Raw genomic sequence first — 17,996 nt, forward strand, 5'->3', positions numbered from 1 at the left:
TGGTCATTCAAAACAACTCGACTTTAACGATGTTCCCTCAGAAAGACTTCATACCGGATCGGTAAAACTGCGCTCCAGACAGGACGCGCGTAAACACCAGATGCAGTTTGCAAGTCAGAGCGGAGAGCCGGAACAGCGGCCGCCGAAAACTTCGGCGGCGCAAATCGATTCGCTGTTCGAAGCGCCTGGCCCGTTGCTGGCGGGACTCATTTTCGTGTCGATTGGTGCGGCCCTCACCGCGCTGAGGACGGGCGAGCCGCTGATCTGGGCGTGCGTCGCACTTCTGATCCTGGCCGGGACCGCGCGGGCGATCGACCTGCGCCTCTATCAGGCACGTCACGCGGTCATGACCGTCGAGGCGGCCGCACGCTGGCAGAAGCGCTATCAGATCGGAGCAAAGATCCAGGCGGCTGCGATCGGCATCTGGTGCGCCACCACCCTGTTGGCCACGGACGACGCCGTGGCCCACATGATCGCCTTGTCCGTCACGACCGGAATCGCGGCAGGCGGCGCGGGCAGGGCATATGGCCGGCCTGCGATCTTCCACCTCCAGGCCGTGCTGATCTTCGGCCCGGCCGTGCTTGCCTTGGCGCTGCGTGGAACACCCTACTACATCGCGATGGCGCTGGTCAGCGCCGCGTTCCTGATGGCGATCATGCAGCTCTCGGTGAATCTGCATCGAATCTTCATGGGAGCGGTCGTGGCACGTGAGCGTGAAGCCGCGCTCGCCGGCCAGTTCGATACGGCTCTGAACAACATGCCGCACGGCCTCTGCATGTTCCGCGTCGACGGACAGCTGGCGGTCATGAACCACCGCTTCGGCGCAATGATGAATCTGCCGGAAGGTCTCGCGCAGCGCGGGGTCAACGCGCGTGACATCGTCGCGGCGTGCGTGAGCGCGGGATCCATCTCCGCTGGGAGCGGCGAGCGAATCGTCGCGGACATCGAGAGTTCGCAAGCCAAGGAGATCATCACCGCCGATCCCGATACGCAGCGAAACCGGTCGTTGTCCTGGACTGTCCAGCCGATGGCTGACGGTGGCGCGGTGGTGCTGCTCGAGGACATTACCGAGCGACGTAGCGCCGAGGCCAAGATCACGCATCTGGCGCGCTACGACGACCTCACCGCGCTGCCCAACCGCGTTCATTTCCGCGATGAGATCGAAAGGCTGCTGGCGATCTCGCACGGCGCCGAGCGCCTGTCCGCGCTGCTGTTCGTCGACCTCGACCAGTTCAAGCAGGTCAACGACACGCTCGGCCATCCCTGCGGCGACCAGCTCCTGTGCGCGGTCGCCAACCGTCTGCGCGAGATGCTGCGCCCCGAGGATTTCGTCGCCCGCTTCGGCGGTGACGAATTCGTCGTGTTCCAGGAGAACATCTCCTCGCCCGAGGACGCCGCTGCGCTGGCGCGCCGGATCGTCGAACGGCTGAGCGAGCGTTACCGCATCGACAATCATCTGGTCGAGATCGGCGCCAGCGTCGGCATCGCATTGACCTTGCCGGAGGGCATCAGCGCAGACACGCTGCTCAAGAATGCCGACATGGCGCTGTACCGGGCCAAGGCCGACGGCCGCGGCACCTTCTGCTTCTTCCGCGACGAGATGGCGGCGACCGTCGAGGCGCGCCGCATCCTCGAGCTCGATCTGCGCAAGGCGCTCGCCAACGAGGAGTTCGAGCTGTTCTATCAGCCGCTGGTCAATCTGAAATCCGGCAAGATCACGACGTGCGAGGCGCTGCTGCGCTGGAATCATCCGGTGCGCGGCACGGTCTCGCCGATCGACATCATCCCGGTCGCCGAGGACATGGGGCTGATCGTCGATCTCGGCCGCTGGATCCTGCGCCGCGCTTGCATGGAATGCATGAAATGGCCGGAGGGCGTCAGCGTCGCCGTCAACTTCTCGCCGCAGCAATTCCACCAGCGCGACGTCTTGAGCGAAATCCGCTACGCGCTCGAGGTTTCGGGGCTCCCGGCGCATCGGCTGGAGATCGAGATCACCGAATCCTCCCTGTTGCGCAACACCCAGCTCACGCACGACATCCTGTCGCAATTGCATGCGATCGGCGTGCGCATTTCGCTGGATGATTTCGGCACCGGCTATTCGAGCCTCAGCTACCTGCACAATTTCCCGATGCAGAAGGTGAAGATCGACCGCTCCTTCCTCGAGGGCATCGATGCCGACCGGCCGCTGACGCTGCTGCGCGGCGTAGCGCGGCTGTCGGCCGATCTCGGCATGGCGGTCGTGGTCGAGGGCATCGAGACCAATGATCAGCTCGAGTTGATCAGCGCCGACGGCACCGTGACCGAAGGGCAGGGCTATCTGTTCAGCCGGCCGGTGCCGGCAGTCCGGATTCGCCAATTGCTCAATGCCTCGCATGGCCGCCGCGGGGCTGAGGACCACATCGTCATGGTGTCCTCGCGATCGATCGCCTGATCTTTCTCCGCCTCGCTCCTTCAACGCATTTAGCTCTCGTTCGCCCGTGTTTTTGCGGGCTGCAAAGGTTAACCCTAACGTTTCTAAGCCTTTGCAATTCCGTTAATGAACCATTAATCTCCTCACACTCGCAGAAGTTGCTTTGGAGTGTAGGGGTACTGGATGACGTCTGGAGCTGAACCGCAAACGGTGCTCCTTCCGCGGGGAGCCGCTCTGTTTGACCGCATCGATTACCGCCTGATCGAAACTCCCGAGGACCGAGACAACCTCTATTTGATGCGGTACCGGGCCTATCTGCACGCCGGTCTGATCGAGCCGTCGGAGTCGCGGCGCGTAACCGATCGCTTCGACGATGCGCCCAACACCTGGAATTTCGGGGTCTATGTCGATGGAGAGCTCTGCAGCTCCGTTCGCATTCACGTCCTGACGTCGGACTGGCGGATGTCCTACACGACCGAAGTGTTTGGCGACGTGCTGCATCCCCGCCTCGACCGCGGCGAAGTTCTCATCGATCCATGCCGGTTTGTTGCCGATCCCGAAAAGCACCAGCGTTTTCCGGAGCTGCCCTATCTGACGGTGCGGCTGGCCTTTGTGGCCTGCGATCATTTCAACGCCGATACCGGGCTGGCCATGATCCGGACCGACCACCAGGCGTTTTATCGTCGCATCTTCCTGCACGAGACCATTTCACCGGAGCCACGCGGGTTTCCGGGCTGGCCCACCAAGAAGGCCGTGCTGATGGCGTCCGATTTCCGGAACCAGCGGGAAAAGGTCCTGACGCGCTTTCCGATCATGCGCTCCAGCGCGTTTGAGCGGCGCATGCTGTTTCAACGCAGCAGCCCCCGCCAGGCTGCCGCGCGCCCGGTGTCGCTGGCCACGCAGCGGCCCCCGGACGTAGCCGTCTCGGCAACGGGTTCTGCCCGCTAGGCCCCACGCGACGAGCCTAAAATTCCAGCAAAGGCCGCGGTTTTTGCCGGTCGTTGCGGCTTGCCTTCACCGTCGCGCCACATTTACAACCCATTAACCATGACGGTTGCTTTTCGCTGGTTGGGGGCATTTGACCGGCTGTGGCAAGGTTCCATCAAGGTTGACGGAACGTTCGCTTAACCAACCCCCTGTAGACCGGACAGCAGTGGACGAAACGTGAGCGTGGAGGCTCCGGAATGAAACATCCTATGCGCATCCTCCAGGGATTGAAGCTGGCCGCGGTGCTTGCCGTCGCGTTGTCGATGGGTGCCTGCGCCAACAAGAACTCTGCCACGGATGCGATGGCCAACGCGGCGACGCCGGGCAGCCAGCAAGACTTCGTCGTCAATGTCGGCGACCGCGTGTTCTTCGAAAGCGACCAGACCGATCTGACCCCGCAGGCGATCGTGACCCTGGAGAAGCAGGCGCAGTGGCTCCAGAGCTATCCGCGCTACAGCTTCACCGTCGAAGGTCATGCCGACGAACGCGGCACCCGCGAATACAACATCGCGCTCGGCGCTCGCCGCGCCCAATCGGTGCGTTCGTTCCTCGCCTCGCGCGGCATCGATCCGAACCGCATGCGCACGATCTCGTACGGCAAGGAGCGGCCGGTGGCCGTTTGCAACGACATCTCCTGCTGGTCGCAGAACCGCCGCGCCGTCACCGTGCTGAACGCGAGCTCCTGACGATCGGTCAGGCGCCGTTCATCTTCAGATAGCGATTATGCCGGCGCCCTCTCGGGCGCCGGTTTCGTTTCAGCGATCTGTGACAGAAACCCGTTTGTTACAGTCACAGTTTTGGCGTACTCCCCTTCAATGTGTGGCGCGTCGAATGTTCGGTCGCAGGCCATTTCGCTTTCGTCGTCAGGGCAAGATGTCATCCAGATTTAAGGTCTTCACCGGCACCGTGGCGATCGCCGCGCTGCTTTCGTTGTGCTCGCCCGCCCTCGCACAATCGGACGATGCAGATCCCGAGATGCGGATCGAGCGGCTGGAGAACCAGCTGCGCCAGCTCACCGGTCAGAACGAAGAGCTGCAATATCGCAACCGCCAGCTCGAAGAGCGGCTAAGAGCGCTCGAGGGCGGCGCGCAAGCTTCGCCCGGCCAGACGCCGGTCCAGCCCAATGTCGCGGCCATGCCGCCCGCACAAGCCGCGCCGGCCTATCGCCAGCAGCCGCCGCACCAGCAAGCGGCCCAGCCGAATTACGAGCAGCCGCAGATCGCCTCTCCGGCACCGATCGTTCAGGAGCAGCCTGCGCCCGGCGCGCCGGGCACGCGCCGCCGCGGCGATGCCTTCGACCCGAACCAGAGTCCGAATGCGCCGGGTGCGCCGCGCGCGCTCGGCGGCGGGCAGCAACCGATGCCTGCAGGTGCCCCGAGCGGCGCGCCCGGCGGCCGTGGCGCCGGCGAACCGCTTGATCTCGCCAACAGCGGCCCCCGCTATCCGCAGGCGGTCGGGCCTCAGGCTGCGCAGCCCGGCTATCCGCCGGTCTCATCCGGCTCTCCCGCGCCATCAGGCGGCACGGGCCTTGCGACCCTGCCGCCCTCGGCAACGCCGCGCGACGAATTCGACCTCGGAATCGGCTACATGCAGCGCAAGGACTACGCGCTGGCCGAGCAGACCATGAAGAATTTCTCGCAGAAATATCCGAGCGACCCGCTGCTCGGTGACGCGCAATACTGGCTCGGCGAGAGCTATTTCCAGCGCCAGCAATATCGCGACTCCGCGGAAGCCTTCCTCGCCGTCACCACGAAATACGACAAATCCGCCAAGGCACCGGATGCCCTGCTGCGGCTCGGCCAGTCGCTGGCGGCGCTGAAGGAGAAGGAGGCGGCGTGTGCCGCCTTCGGTGAAGTCGGGCGCAAATATCCGCGCGCTTCCGCCGGCGTCAAAGCTGCGGTCGACCGCGAGCAGAAGCGGGTGAAGTGCTGAGGCGCGGCGATTGATCCTGACAAGACGGATGGCGCTGCGCTAAACAGTGTCCATCCGCGGACGATTGCAGTGTCATGTCAGAGGACAATTCACCGATCTCGGCGCGTGAGGCCAAGCGCCTCTTCGCAGGCCTGAAAGGCGCGCAGGGACTGCTGCTCGCGGTCTCCGGCGGGCCCGACTCGGTGGCGCTGATGTGGCTTGCGGCGCGCTGGCATCGCAGCCTTTCGCGCGGCCCGCGTCTCACCGTAGTCACCATCGACCACGGCTTGCGGCCGGAGGCGGCGCGCGAGGCGCGCGCGGTCAAGCGTCTCGCAACCGGGCTTGGCCTGCCGCACCGGACCGTGCGCTGGCGCGGGGCAAAGCCGAAAACGGGACTGCCGGCCGCCGCGCGCGAAGCTCGCTACCGCCTGCTTGTGCAGGCCGCGCGCCTCGCCGGTGCGAGCCACGTGCTGACCGCCCACACCCGCGACGACCAGGCCGAGACCCTGTTGATGCGGCTTGTGCGCGGCAGCGGATTAGCCGGGCTGTCGGCGATGGCCCGTCTCACCGAGCGCGACGGCGTCGTTCTTGCGCGTCCACTACTCGATGTTCCGAAGTCGCAGCTGATCGCGACCTTGAAGCGGGCGAAGATCGGCTTTGCCGACGATCCCACCAACCACGACGCTGCCTTTACCCGGCCGCGGCTGCGTGCGCTGCTGCCGCAGCTCGCGGCGGAGGGCGGTGATGCCCGCAGCCTGGCTCGGCTCGCGGCAAGGCTGGCGCGCGCCAATTTGGCCGTCGAGGTGCTGACCGATGGAGCCGAGCGCTTCCTCCGTTTGCGGGATCGCGGCGATGCGCCGCAGGCCGGCGTTCGAAGCTTCGAGGCCTCCGGGTTTGCCGCCCTGCCGGAGGAGGTCCGGCTGCGGATCCTGCTGCGGGCCATCAACGCGTTCGGGCATGAGGGGCCGGCGGAACTCGGCAAGGTCGAATCCCTCCTGGCCGTGCTCGATCAGGCCATTGCCGCAAGTGCCCGCGCACCCGCAAATGGCCGGCCGGCCCTGAAGCAGACGCTTGCGGGAGCCTTGATCAGCCTTGCCGGGGGACGTATCCGCATCGCCCCGGCGCCGGCCCGGCGCAAGGGTGGATCAAGGGTGGATAAGGGCGGATCATGGCACCGGCCATTTCGAGACCGCGCCGTGAGGACACCTTAACCAGGCAGGAAAAACCCGGATCCGGGCGCCATTATTTCAGCGGGAATCGGACTAAGATGGGCTAAATAGTCCCATCTCGTTCCCTTGGCAGCGACCGGAGCGACACCTAGATTGTATGCGTCTAACCGAGAGGATTCCTTGGGGATTTCCTCGCGCTGCCCAAATAACTGCCCAAGGCTCAGGCCGCGATCCGCGCGACCACGAAGGAAGATCGATGAACGCCAATCTGCGCAATTTCGCCCTCTGGGTCATCATTGTCCTGCTGCTGTTGGCGTTGTTCACGCTCTTCCAGAATCCGGGTCAGCGCGCCTCCTCGCAGGACATCGCCTTCTCCCAGCTCCTGAGCGAGGTTGACCGCGGCAATGTGCGCGACGTCGTAATCCAGGGGCCGGACATTCACGGCACCTTCACCAACGGCTCGAGCTTCCAGACCTATGCGCCGAGCGATCCGACGCTCGTGAAGCGCCTCTATGACAGCAAGGTGCAGATCACCGCGAAGCCGCCCGGCGACAACGTGCCGTGGTTCGTCTCGCTGCTGGTCTCCTGGCTGCCCTTCATCGCGCTGATCGGCGTGTGGATATTCCTGTCGCGGCAGATGCAGGGCGGCGCCGGCAAGGCGATGGGCTTCGGCAAGTCGCGCGCAAAAATGCTGACTGAAGCGCATGGCCGCGTCACCTTCGAGGACGTCGCGGGCGTCGACGAGGCCAAGCAGGACCTGCAGGAGATCGTCGAATTCCTGCGCGACCCCGGCAAATTCCAGCGCCTCGGCGGCCGAATTCCGCGCGGCGTGCTGCTGGTCGGACCTCCCGGCACCGGCAAGACCCTGATCGCGCGTGCGGTCGCGGGCGAAGCCAACGTGCCGTTCTTCACCATTTCGGGTTCTGACTTCGTCGAGATGTTCGTCGGCGTCGGCGCCAGCCGCGTCCGCGACATGTTCGAGCAGGCTAAGAAGAACGCGCCCTGCATCATCTTCATCGACGAAATCGACGCCGTCGGTCGTCACCGTGGCGCCGGCCTCGGCGGCGGCAATGACGAGCGCGAGCAGACGCTGAACCAGTTGCTGGTCGAGATGGACGGCTTCGAGGCCAACGAGGGCGTGATCCTGATCGCCGCGACCAACCGTCCCGACGTGCTCGATCCCGCGCTGCTGCGTCCCGGCCGCTTCGACCGTCAGGTCGTGGTGCCCAACCCGGACGTCGTCGGCCGCGAGCAGATCCTCAAGGTCCACGTCCGCAAGGTGCCGCTGGCGCCGGATATCAACCTCAAGACCATCGCGCGCGGCACCCCGGGTTTCTCCGGCGCCGACCTGATGAACCTCGTCAACGAAGCCGCGCTCACCGCCGCCCGCCGCAACAAGCGGATGGTGACCCAGGCCGAGTTCGAGGAAGCCAAGGACAAGGTGATGATGGGCGCCGAGCGCAAGTCGCTCGTCATGACCGAGGAAGAGAAGCTGCTGACGGCCTATCACGAGGGCGGCCACGCCATCGTCGGCCTCAACGTCGTCGCGACCGATCCGATCCACAAGGCGACCATCATTCCGCGCGGGCGTGCGCTGGGTATGGTCATGCAGTTGCCCGAGCGTGACAAGCTGTCGATGTCGCTGGAGCAGATGACCTCGCGCCTTGCCATCATGATGGGTGGCCGCGTCGCCGAAGAGCTGATCTTCGGTCGCGAGAAGGTAACCTCGGGTGCGTCGTCCGACATCGAACAGGCGACGCGTCTGGCGCGCATGATGGTGACGCGCTGGGGCCTGTCCGAGGCGCTCGGTACCGTGTCCTACGGCGAGAATCAGGACGAGGTTTTCCTGGGCATGTCGGTGTCGCGCACCCAGAACGCATCGGAAGCGACGGTTCAGAAGATCGATACCGAGATCCGGCGCTTCGTCGAAGAAGGCTATAACGAGGCAACGCGTATTCTCACCGAGAAGCGCGCCGATCTCGAAGCTCTCGCCAAGGGCCTGCTCGAATTCGAGACGCTCTCCGGCGACGAGATCATCGACCTGCTCAAGGGCAAGAAGCCGAACCGCGAATCCGTGCTCGAGCCGACCACACCGCGCGCCTCGGCCGTGCCGCCGGCCGGCAAGTCGCGCCCGCGACCCGATCCGGATCCCGGCCTGGAGCCGCAGCCGCAGGCGTAATCGCGTACGGCAGATCGAATTGAAAAACGCGGCGGAAACGCCGCGTTTTTTGTTGGTGATGGTGATTTGCGGGTGGTGCCAACTCAGCGCCCGTCATTGCGAGCGCAGCGAAGAAATCCAGAATAGATCCGCGGTGACAGTCTGGATTTGCTTCACTGCGCTCGCATTGACGATTTTGATGCAGTTGCACTGGAAACTCAGAAGTACGGCAGGCAAAGGTGCCTAAGCGCCGGGCCCACCATCTCTCGCCAATCACGCTAGAAGTGGTGGCACACGCTCCGGAGTTTGCGTCATCACTTCGGCGCCCGCATCGCCAGCCGCAGATTGGATTCAGGAATGCGGCGACATTGCCGGCTCGCCAGACCCTGCCGGACTGCGCAACGCGCCGAACACGACGCCGATGAGAGCGACGATGAGGAGCGGCGATAGTCGTCCCGCCGGAATATACACCGCCGGGCTGAGCAACGGCACCATCCAGATGCCGAGCCCGATCAGCCAGTCGCGAAAGCGTGGAGCATCGATCGATGCGGCAAGCCACAGCACGACGGCGACCGTCAGCAGCGTCGCGTCATAAGGGCCCGAATGCGGGGCTGCCAGCACGGTTGCCGCAAGCAGTACGATCAGCTTGTTGTTGGTACGGAGCGAGGAGCGAAAGACCGCGAACGTTGCCGCCGCGCTCGAAAGGATCGCGGCCAGCTGCAGGATGGAGGCCAGCCGCTCCGGCAGGCCTAGCAGCATCGCGCAGGCCCACACGCTGTGACCCCAGATGCGGCCATAGGCCAGCCATTTCGCGTCGGGGCTGACCAGATTGTTGTACGCCTGCGGTATCCACCAGAGCCACAATTCGACGCCAAAAATCATGGCACTTGCAGCCGCCAATGCGAATGCCGAGCATGCAGCAGCGCACAGGCTGCCATAGCGGCGCGCCCCCATTAGCGCGAGCGGGACGAGCAGGAAGAATTGCGGCTTGAAACTCAGCAGCCCGAGGATTGCCCCGGCCAGGAGCGGTCGCGGTCCGAGCAGCCTGACGCCCGCGACCAGCAGTGCGGCAACGAGAAAGGCGCATTGTCCATCGGCCAGGTTGAGAGATGCCGATGGCGAGACCAGCACGGCCGCGATGATGTAGGGCGTCAGTTGCGGCTGATCGGACCGGTTGCGAAGCGCCCAGGCCAGGAAGCCTGCGGTCGCGGCCTGGAATGCGACATAGGAGCCGATGAAGCCAAGCGGCGCGAATGGCAGCAGCAGAACGAGGAAGCCGGGCGGATAGAACCATGGACGGAACTCCAGAGGCACCGTGAGCCATGATGCGAACGACTGGTTGAGATAGGCCGTGAACGCGTCACCATCGGTGACCAGCGCAAGATTGCCGGCGAGCGACGATTTGACGGCGCCGTAAAACACCATCCAGTCGGTGCCGGGAGCGACGTGGTTCAGCCCGATCCAACCGGGATGGGTGAAGGTGGAGATCAGGACGCCCCAGGCGAAGAGCGTTGCGATCGAAAACGCTGGCAGCATCACGAGAGGAATTCCGATCCAGCGGCGCGATGGACCGGATATCGGCTGCTGAGCTGACGCGCTCACTTGACGGCTTCCCTCGAGGACTCCGCTTCCGGCATCGCGCCGGCCTCTGTGCCGCCGGTTCGCACGTGGATCACGGCGATGTTGTCCGCGTAGAGCCGCTTCCAGCCCTTGATGTGGTCCAGCACCTGGGCGGCCGGTGCGTCCGCGACCATGAGCGTGGCGTCGATCTGGTACGCGTCGAGCAGCCGCGTCAGACTGTCGAGCTTCTTGAGCTCCACGGCCTTGAAGACGTCCATGGCGAAGGTTTCGCCGTAGAGCTCGGCGCGGCCGTCGATGAAGACCGGGATGTCACGCGAGATCAGATAGCCGCCGAACTGGTAGGCGTTGAAGATGCGTTGCGCCTTGCGTTTCTCGAGCAGATCGACGGCGGCGACCGGTGTCTGATCCATCGTGAAGGTGAAGCGGTGATGCGCCATGTAGAGTGAGGTCGAGGTCCAGCCTGCGGCCACGATCATCAGCGCGCCGGTCGCGGTGACGTAACGGGCAGCCCAACTCTCGCCGCCCTGCGTGCCAGGCTGCGGCAGCGCAGACCGTTCGCCGAGGGGCTTGGCCAGCACCAGCGGCACCAGGAAGGCGAAGGCCTCGATGCTCCTGACGTGGGTGAGCGCCATCCAGGTCAGAAGCAGGATCAGAAGAATACGCGGGGGCGAGAGCGTCAGGCCGCGATACAGCCCGATCGCAATCAGGCCGAACAGCGCGCCTTCGAATGCGTTGAAGGAGGCGAAGTTCGCGGGCGCCCACTCGGAGATGATCGTCAGCAGCTCGCCCAGATTGAGGATGTTGATCGCGCCGAGCAATGTGCGCCAGCCATAAGGCGTGACGCAGCTTGCGGCGAGTGCCGCAACACCGAACAGGAACCAGCGCGACAGCAGTCGGACCTGCTTGCCGGACTCCATGCCCCAGAGCGCCACAAATGACATCGGGCCGATCAGGGCCAGGCCCAGCACGAAGCCGCCATGCAGGTTCGACCACAGGGACATCAGCGGCAGCCAGTACCATGACGGGGCGCCCTTGCGGTCGGCTGCGGCCATCAATACGCCGACCCACGCGATCATCACGGGCAGCGCCAGCATGTGTGGCCGCGCCAGAACGTGGTGCAGCGACAGCAACAGCGCGAACATCGCGAACAGGACCGCTCGCGGAATTTCCAGATGGGCCTCGAGCAGGCCGACCAGCATCGCCGCCGACAATGCGACCGCAAGCGCGGTGAGGACCACCGGGCCGGCCCAATCCCATTGCGCATAGGAGAGGGCGAACAGGACCTGCGACAGCCATGAGGTCGAAACCCAGGGCGCCCCCGGACGGGTGAAGGAATAGAAGTCCGTGTAGGGAAGCGCCTGGTGATCGAGGATCCATTGTCCGATCTTGATCTGCCAGAGCGAGTCGGAGTCCTGAAGCAGCGTGTCGCCGACATACGCGAAGAAGAGATAGGCGCCCGCACCGACGCACAGCGGCACCAGGGCTCGCGCACGACCCTGCACCGTGATGCTGTTGGCAAAGGAAAGGGACATGCCGCCTCGTCGTCCTGGTGTTTTTGTCGTTGTGCCGAGCGATCGACATTGGACCACGGCGGTCATAATTCCGGGTAAACCGGTGAGGCGGGGCCGGCTTGATGTCTCGACAATTTAACGGATCGTTTTAGATTTCGGTTTACCATCGACGCATACACGCAAACCGCTCTGTGTTTCCGCAGTCGAATTAACTGCGGCGCAATTCTTTGCCTCTACGTTCGGTTCCATGGTCAAGCGGCGCTGGGAAGCCCAAAAGACCAGATCAGTTGTAGCCTCGTGTACTCATTTGGAGCTCTTTATGAAGAACCTCGTTGCGCGTTTTGCGAAAGATGAATCCGGCGCCACCGCTATTGAATACGGTCTGATCGCCGCCGGCATTGCGCTGGCGATCATCACTGTCGTCAATAACCTGGGCACCACGTTGAACGCCAAGTTCACCTCGATCTCGAGCAGCCTCAAGTAACGCTGTACGAATCGCGAATTCAAAGAGCCCCGTCCTTGACGGGGCTCTTTTCTTTTGGCGGACGATTTCCGGATCTGGGAAGTCGTGAAGCTGTAGCAAGCTTGTAGGGCGGCAAAGCGTCTGCCGCGGCTCCGAAAGCGCAGGCGTTCCCACCGTCGAGAACATTGAACATTGAAAGTTGCCGGCGGGCACGCCGCTACGCGCGGACCCTAGGGCAACTTGTCGGCTGTCATTCCGCGAGGCCGGGCTGCCAGACCGCCGACGGCGCAGGCGCGGCAGACGTCTGCTGCGCGCGGCGGTGCCATTCGAGATAGAATTTCGCCGCCCAGATCGACGCTGCGGCGACTGCGATTCCGCCGGCGACGTCGATGACGTAATGCGCGCCGATCACCGGTGTTGCCGCAATCATCAGCAGATTGAGCGCAGCCGCGATGCCGCCGAGGCCGCGCACCGGCCACAGCGCCCACATGTAGAGCACGGCGGATGCGGCGTGGAAGCTCGGAAACGAGACAACGCCGGCGAGGAAGAACAACTGGAGCTCGTGCAGGCTACCGTCGCGAAGCGCGAGGATGTCGCGCAACTGCCCGGCATAGACCGCGGTGTTGATTTCGGGAAAATGCGCGGCGGACAGCTGCAGCCCCCAATAGGTGCCGATCGCGGGCACGACGGCGGAGATCGCGATGGTGACCGCGAGCGCGAGGCTCATCGCGAGCATGAACAATTGCAGCCGCATATAGTGCGCCGTCAGTGCCAGCACGACGGGAATGCCGAGCAGCGGCAATTTGATCAGCCCATATCCGCGAGCCAGGCAGTCCGCGAGCCAGGGATGGTCGTTGACGTATCGCGCGATCGGTTCGGGATCGAGGCCGAGTGCACGGTCGATCGCAAGCAGCGCCTGGTCCTGCAGCGGCCAGTTCAGCTTAGCCGCGACATAGCTGAGCGGTCCGACGATGGCGCAGGTGAGAATGATCTGTCCGATCGTTCCGAGCGAAAACAGCAGCTTCGGGTCGGCAAGCTCGCCTTTGACGATGCGGTGGCCATAGGCCAGCGCGAGCAAGACTGCAGCAACTGCCAGCGTCACCCAATAGGCGACTGGTTCGAGGCTCAGGCCGGTGAAGGCGAGGCCCAGCGCCAGCAGGCTGCCCATGGCTGCGATGGGAAGCCAGTTCAGGTGGAAGAGCTGCCAGGCGGTCCGGGCGTCCGTGTCGACCATGCTGCACCGAGGTGGGATCGCGATACCGCAGCACAGTCGCGGAGCAGGTTTAAGATGGCGGTAACGATCGTGGTTACCCCTTCACCAAAGCAGTTCGCGACGTTTTTAGCTGTTTGAGCTCGCGTTTTTTTTGCGTGACGCTTCATGCATTTGCACCTTGTCATCCACTCTGAATAGTTGTTCAGTCCTTGCGGGGCGATTTGCGATATCAGTGACGAAGCGTTCGGCCGCAAGGCGTGCGACCGGCGTGTGGGACAGGAAGCGCGCCATGGTTTATCGGCGGACGCATCAAGTGGTGAAGCGCCTTGCGGCCCGGCGCAGTGCGATACTGGCGGCGGCGCGGGAGGCGGCGGCGGAAGGCGGGATGGCGGCGGTGCAGATTGCGCCAGTCGCGGTTCGCGCCGGCGTCGCTGCGGGTACGGTCTACCGCTACTTCCCCTCCAAGGCCGATTTGATCTCCGAGTTGATTGCCGAAGTCTCCCGCGACGAGCTCACGGCGATCCGGCGAGCCGCCGATGCCGCGCCGGGGCCGTCCTCGGCGCTGGCGGCGGCGGTCACCACCGTGGCTGTCCATACCCTGTCACAGCGCAGGCTCGCCTGGGGCATCCTGGCCGAGCCGGTCGATGTCGATGTCAGCGCTTCACGTCTCGCCAGCCGGCGCGAGATCGCGGGCGAGATGGCCTCGCGGATCGACGCCGCCGTGCGCGCCGGCCACCTGCCGGCGCAGGACACGGCCCTTGCTGCCACCGCGCTGCTCGGCGCGCTGCACGAGGCCCTGGTCGGACCGCTCGCGCCGGACAATCTCGACGATCCCGCCAGGATGCGCGATGCCGTGCAGACCGTGACGCTGCTGGCGCTCCGCGCGGTCGGCGTCATGGACGCCCGCGCCAGGGGGCTCGTCGTGCAGCAGACGCTGCTGCCGACGGCGAAAGCGCTGGTTGGGGCCTAAAACGTCATCCTGATCGACCGGCGGACCTGATCGCGCCCAGGCCGTTGCTCGAGCTCGCCTTTTCAAAAAACCTCAGCACATCCGCCGGACCCGCCGGCTACTGTGCATGGGGTTGTTTTCGACATTTTTTGTTTGCCGGGTGCCGGCGGAGCTAGATATTCGCTTCGCCCTCGGGGCCGACCGAGGCGATGCGCACCATGTTGGTGGTGCCGGGGATGCCGAGCGGCACGCCGGCGACGATGATCACGCGCTGGCCCGCCCGGACGAAGCCGTCGCGGAACGCGATCTGGCCGGCGCGGCTCACCATGTCGTCCTGGTCGCGCGCATCTTCTGCCACCACGCAATGTATGCCCCAGACGACCGACAGCCGGCGTCCCGCCGCGACGTTCGGCGTGATCGCCACGATCGGCGGCTTCGGCCGCTCGCGCGCCACGCGCACGGCGGTCGATCCCGAACTGGTCCAGCAGATCAGGGCCGGCAGGTCGAGCGTCTCGGCGATCTGCCGCGCAGCGTCCGCGATGGCATCGCCGGCGGTGGCTTCCGGGGCCGGGCGCTGTGCGGTGATGACGGAGCGATAAATCGGGTCGCGCTCGACCTCCTCGCCGATGCGATTCATGGTCGAGACGGCCTCGACCGGGAATTTGCCGGCCGCCGATTCCGCCGACAGCATGATGGCGTCGGCACCTTCGTAGACGGCGGTGGCGACGTCGGAGACCTCGGCGCGGGTCGGCACCGGCGACTGGATCATCGATTCCAGCATCTGGGTCGCGATCACCACCGGCTTGCCGGCGCGCCGCGCCATGCGCGTCATCTGCTTCTGCAGGCTCGGCACGCGTTCCAGCGGCAGCTCGACGCCGAGGTCGCCGCGCGCCACCATCAGGGCGTCGGAGGCGTCGATGATGTCGGCGAGGCGATCGATCGCCTGCGGCTTCTCGATCTTGGCCATCACCGCCGCACGGCCGCGGATCATCTTCTTGGCCTCGAGCACGTCGTCGGCGCGCTGCACGAAGGACAGCGCGATCCAGTCGACGCCGGTGACCAGCGCCGCTTCGAGATCGGCGCGGTCCTTCGGCGTCATCGCCGAGACCGGCAGGTCGGTGTCGGGCAGGCTGACGCCTTTGCGGTCGGACATCCGGCCGCCGACCACGACGCGCGTCACCGCGTGCTCCTTCGAGGTCTCCTCGGCGATCAGCCGCACCTTGCCGTCGTCGAGCAGCAGCGCGTGGCCCGGCCGCAGCGCGGCCAGGATCTCCGGATGCGGGAGCTGGACGCGGGTGGTGTCGCCCGGCGCCTTGTCGGAATCGAGCGTGAAGGTCTGGCCATTCTGGAGCTGGACCGCGCCTTCGGCGAAGGCACCGAGCCGGAGCTTTGGCCCCTGGAGATCGACCAGAATGCCGATCGGCCTTCCATAGCTGCTCTCGACGTTGCGGATCGTCGCCACCAGCTCGCGCATCTTGTCATGCGGGGTGTGGCTCATGTTGATGCGGAAGAGGTCGGCGCCGGCCTCGAACAGGCGGCGGATCATCGCGAGGTCCGAAGAAGCGGGTCCAAGGGTCGCGAGAATCTTGATACGGCGAAGACGCCTCATGGCTTATTTCCAGACGGGGGCGAGGGAGCTGGCGGGAGGCCAGGCGCGGCGGGGGGCGTACCACCGGGCGGGCCATTGGGCAAACCCGGGACCCCCGGGCCAACAGGGCCGGGGAGGCCTGGCACGCGCTGCTGCTTTGACGGCTGTTCGTTGGCATCGGTGAGCTGCACCGTCCAGGCCCGCTGCTCGCCGGTATCGACCTCGAAATAGCCGGTCCGGTCATAGCCGCGCGCAAGGCAATCCTCGGTGCCGCGGATGGTGAACTCCTTATCGCGCGAGCACATGAAAGCCTGGCCCGACCATTCGCCGCCGCGGTCATAGTCGATGGCGTAGATGTAATAGAAGCGGGCCACCAGAGTTCCGCGCAGCAGGGTCTCGCAGGAGCGCGACGAGATGTTCCACCAGCCTTCGGTGGTCCAGCCCTCGGCATCCTTGTAGCCGAGCGCGATGCCGACCCGGCTCGATGTGTTGTTGCAGAGCCGGAAATCGGCGGAAGCCGGGCTGGCCCAGAGGTACAGCAGGCCAACCACCAGCACCGGGACCAACCGGGCGAGCAGGCGAAGGCGGGAGCGGGGAGATTCGGCGATCATTGTCGCGGAAGCTATATCAGATCATTGACGATTTGGCGTAGGGCCCAGGAACTGCCTGAAGCCGGCTTCGCGCCCGTTTGCGCCGCGATATGGCAAAATCTGTGACAGGCCCCACCTGATCTCGTAAGGGTGACCCATCCAGGTCACAGCCAATTCGCAAAGCCGAGGGATCCAGCCATGGCAATTGACGACAAAACCAGAACGGAACTCGAGGCTGCCGCTTTCCGGCGCCTGGTCGATCATTTGAAGACGCGGACGGACGTCCAGAACATCGACCTGATGAACCTCGCAGGCTTCTGCCGCAACTGCCTGTCCAACTGGCTCAAGGACGCCGCCGACGCCCAAGGCGTCGCCTTGAGCAAGGATGAGAGCCGGGAAGCCGTCTATGGCATGCCCTATGAGGCCTGGAAGTCGAAATACCAGGGCGCGGCCACGCCTGAGCAGCTCGATGCCATGAAGAAGGTTCATCCGGGGCACTGAACGGCCTCGCCGGCAGCCTGATATGCGGTGCCTTTGAGTCGCATCACACAACCGCTTTCTTCGACACGCCGCAGGAAGGTGTGGGCGCGCTGTGGACGAGCGCGATGCTGCCTTGAACGCGAGAGGTCCGAACCCTAAGGGTCTAACCAGCACGCGCGGTGAGGATGCCGGCGTCACCTCGTTTTGCCAGTTCCATTGGGAGTACCAAGATGGCCCCCTCCGCCGCCGTCCGCGACGACGAGCCCGCGACGAAATTTGCCAAGGACCAGCTCAAGTCCATCATCGAGCGCATCGAGCGGTTGGAGGAAGAGAAGAAGGCGATCTCCGACGACATCCGCGACGTATTCGCCGAGGCCAAGGGCAACGGCTACGACGTCAAGGCGCTGCGCACCATCGTGCGCATGCGCAAGCAGGACCCGAACGAGCGCGCCGAGGCCGAGACGATCCTTGAGACCTACATGCAAGCACTGGGGATGATCTGAGCTATCGGTGTCGTCCTGGCTTTCGCCAGGGCGACACCATGCCGATCGAAGGAGACCGCGGTGACTGCGCCGCCGCTGCCGCGCGAGGTAAGCCGTGCCTACGATGCTTTTCCGGCGTCGATCGGCAAGCGGCTGCTTTGGGTACGCGAGCTGATCTTCGCGGCCGCCGCGGCGCATGAAGGCATCGGCCGTCTTACCGAAACGTTGAAATGGGGCGAGCCTGCTTATCTGACCGAAGAGACCGGCAGTGGCAGCACGATCCGGCTCGGCCGCCTGAAGGACTCCGCGCACGCCGCGATTCTGTTCAACTGCAAGACGACGCTGGTCGATACCTTTCGTGAACGCTTTCCCGATCAGTTCGAATATCGGCAGACCAGGGCGTTGCTGTTGCCGGTGTCGGGCAAGCTGCCGAAGCAGGACCTATCGGTCTGCCTGTTGCTGGCGTTGACGTATCATCTGGATCGACGGAGAAGCGTTAGCGGC

General features: G+C 64.7%; 15 protein-coding genes and 1 pseudogene. 11 read left to right on the forward strand and 5 right to left on the reverse strand.

What is annotated here, in order from left to right:
* Positions 1-100 precede the first annotated feature (100 nt).
* The 6 genes from IVA93_RS06825 to ftsH all read left to right on the forward strand — a co-directional run bounded on the left by IVA93_RS06825 (position 101) and on the right by ftsH (position 8,656).
* Positions 101-2,431: a putative bifunctional diguanylate cyclase/phosphodiesterase gene (locus tag IVA93_RS06825; RefSeq protein WP_018453792.1), complete on the forward strand. Its 2,331-nt coding sequence runs from the start codon at positions 101-103 to the stop codon at positions 2,429-2,431.
* A 162-nt stretch (positions 2,432-2,593) separates the two neighbouring features.
* Complete coding sequence (locus IVA93_RS06830) at positions 2,594-3,358, forward strand: N-acyl amino acid synthase FeeM domain-containing protein (RefSeq protein ID WP_026232594.1); 765 nt, start codon at positions 2,594-2,596, stop codon at positions 3,356-3,358.
* 236 nt (positions 3,359-3,594) lie between these two features.
* On the forward strand, positions 3,595-4,083 hold the full coding sequence (gene pal / locus IVA93_RS06835; protein WP_026232595.1) for a peptidoglycan-associated lipoprotein Pal: 489 nt from the start codon (positions 3,595-3,597) through the stop codon (positions 4,081-4,083).
* Positions 4,084-4,270: 187 nt separating this feature from the next.
* The gene (gene ybgF, locus IVA93_RS06840) at positions 4,271-5,329 is read left to right on the forward strand and encodes a tol-pal system protein YbgF (RefSeq protein ID WP_018453795.1); all 1,059 of its coding nucleotides are present in this window, start codon (positions 4,271-4,273) and stop codon (positions 5,327-5,329) included.
* A gap of 74 nt (positions 5,330-5,403) precedes the next feature.
* Positions 5,404-6,519, forward strand: coding sequence for a tRNA lysidine(34) synthetase TilS (gene tilS / locus IVA93_RS06845; protein ID WP_018453796.1), 1,116 nt, complete (start codon positions 5,404-5,406; stop codon positions 6,517-6,519).
* A gap of 214 nt (positions 6,520-6,733) precedes the next feature.
* Entirely contained in the window at positions 6,734-8,656 is a 1,923-nt protein-coding gene (ftsH, locus tag IVA93_RS06850; protein WP_007596301.1) for an ATP-dependent zinc metalloprotease FtsH, read from the forward strand.
* Positions 8,657-8,986: 330 nt separating this feature from the next.
* Here the strand turns inward: ftsH and IVA93_RS06855 are convergent, their stop codons facing one another.
* Both IVA93_RS06855 and IVA93_RS06860 read right to left on the reverse strand, forming a co-directional pair.
* On the reverse strand, positions 8,987-10,171 hold the full coding sequence (locus IVA93_RS06855) for a glycosyltransferase family 87 protein (RefSeq protein WP_018453798.1): 1,185 nt from the start codon (positions 10,169-10,171) through the stop codon (positions 8,987-8,989).
* Positions 10,172-10,233: 62 nt separating this feature from the next.
* A complete protein-coding gene (locus IVA93_RS06860) occupies positions 10,234-11,748 on the reverse strand; it encodes a hypothetical protein (protein WP_204512217.1) in 1,515 nt (504 codons plus the stop codon).
* Positions 11,749-12,046: 298 nt separating this feature from the next.
* Here IVA93_RS06860 and IVA93_RS06865 point away from each other — a divergent pair, with 298 nt between their 5' ends.
* Positions 12,047-12,211 carry a Flp family type IVb pilin gene (locus IVA93_RS06865; protein WP_007614256.1) on the forward strand — a complete coding sequence of 55 codons (165 nt, stop codon included), beginning with the start codon at positions 12,047-12,049 and terminating at the stop codon, positions 12,209-12,211.
* A 229-nt stretch (positions 12,212-12,440) separates the two neighbouring features.
* Here the strand turns inward: IVA93_RS06865 and IVA93_RS06870 are convergent, their stop codons facing one another.
* Positions 12,441-13,424: a phosphatase PAP2 family protein gene (locus IVA93_RS06870; RefSeq protein ID WP_018453800.1), complete on the reverse strand. Its 984-nt coding sequence runs from the start codon at positions 13,422-13,424 to the stop codon at positions 12,441-12,443.
* A 268-nt stretch (positions 13,425-13,692) separates the two neighbouring features.
* Between IVA93_RS06870 and IVA93_RS06875 the strand changes: the two genes are divergently transcribed.
* Positions 13,693-14,373 carry a helix-turn-helix domain-containing protein gene (locus IVA93_RS06875; protein WP_026232596.1) on the forward strand — a complete coding sequence of 227 codons (681 nt, stop codon included), beginning with the start codon at positions 13,693-13,695 and terminating at the stop codon, positions 14,371-14,373.
* A 151-nt stretch (positions 14,374-14,524) separates the two neighbouring features.
* On the opposite strand, the gene pyk is transcribed toward IVA93_RS06875, so the two are convergent.
* A complete protein-coding gene (gene pyk, locus IVA93_RS06880; protein WP_026232597.1) occupies positions 14,525-15,961 on the reverse strand; it encodes a pyruvate kinase in 1,437 nt (478 codons plus the stop codon).
* On the reverse strand, positions 15,958-16,551 hold the full coding sequence (locus tag IVA93_RS06885; RefSeq protein WP_018453803.1) for a DUF1036 domain-containing protein: 594 nt from the start codon (positions 16,549-16,551) through the stop codon (positions 15,958-15,960). The genes pyk and IVA93_RS06885 overlap by 4 nt, the downstream gene beginning before the upstream one ends.
* Positions 16,552-16,728: 177 nt before the next feature.
* Here IVA93_RS06885 and IVA93_RS06890 point away from each other — a divergent pair, with 177 nt between their 5' ends.
* The 3 genes and pseudogenes from IVA93_RS06890 to IVA93_RS06900 all read left to right on the forward strand — a co-directional run.
* Entirely contained in the window at positions 16,729-17,031 is a 303-nt protein-coding gene (locus IVA93_RS06890) for a DUF1244 domain-containing protein (protein WP_007596287.1), read from the forward strand.
* 209 nt (positions 17,032-17,240) lie between these two features.
* Complete coding sequence (locus IVA93_RS06895) at positions 17,241-17,513, forward strand: DUF2312 domain-containing protein (protein ID WP_018453804.1); 273 nt, start codon at positions 17,241-17,243, stop codon at positions 17,511-17,513.
* Between the two features lie 60 nt (positions 17,514-17,573).
* Positions 17,574-17,981, forward strand: a pseudogene (locus tag IVA93_RS06900) (DUF1801 domain-containing protein); the annotation flags it as partial.
* Between the last annotated feature and the right edge of the window lie 15 nt (positions 17,982-17,996).

The sequence above is a fragment of the Bradyrhizobium sp. 155 genome (assembly GCF_023101105.1).
GTDB lineage: Bacteria > Pseudomonadota > Alphaproteobacteria > Rhizobiales > Xanthobacteraceae > Bradyrhizobium > Bradyrhizobium canariense_D.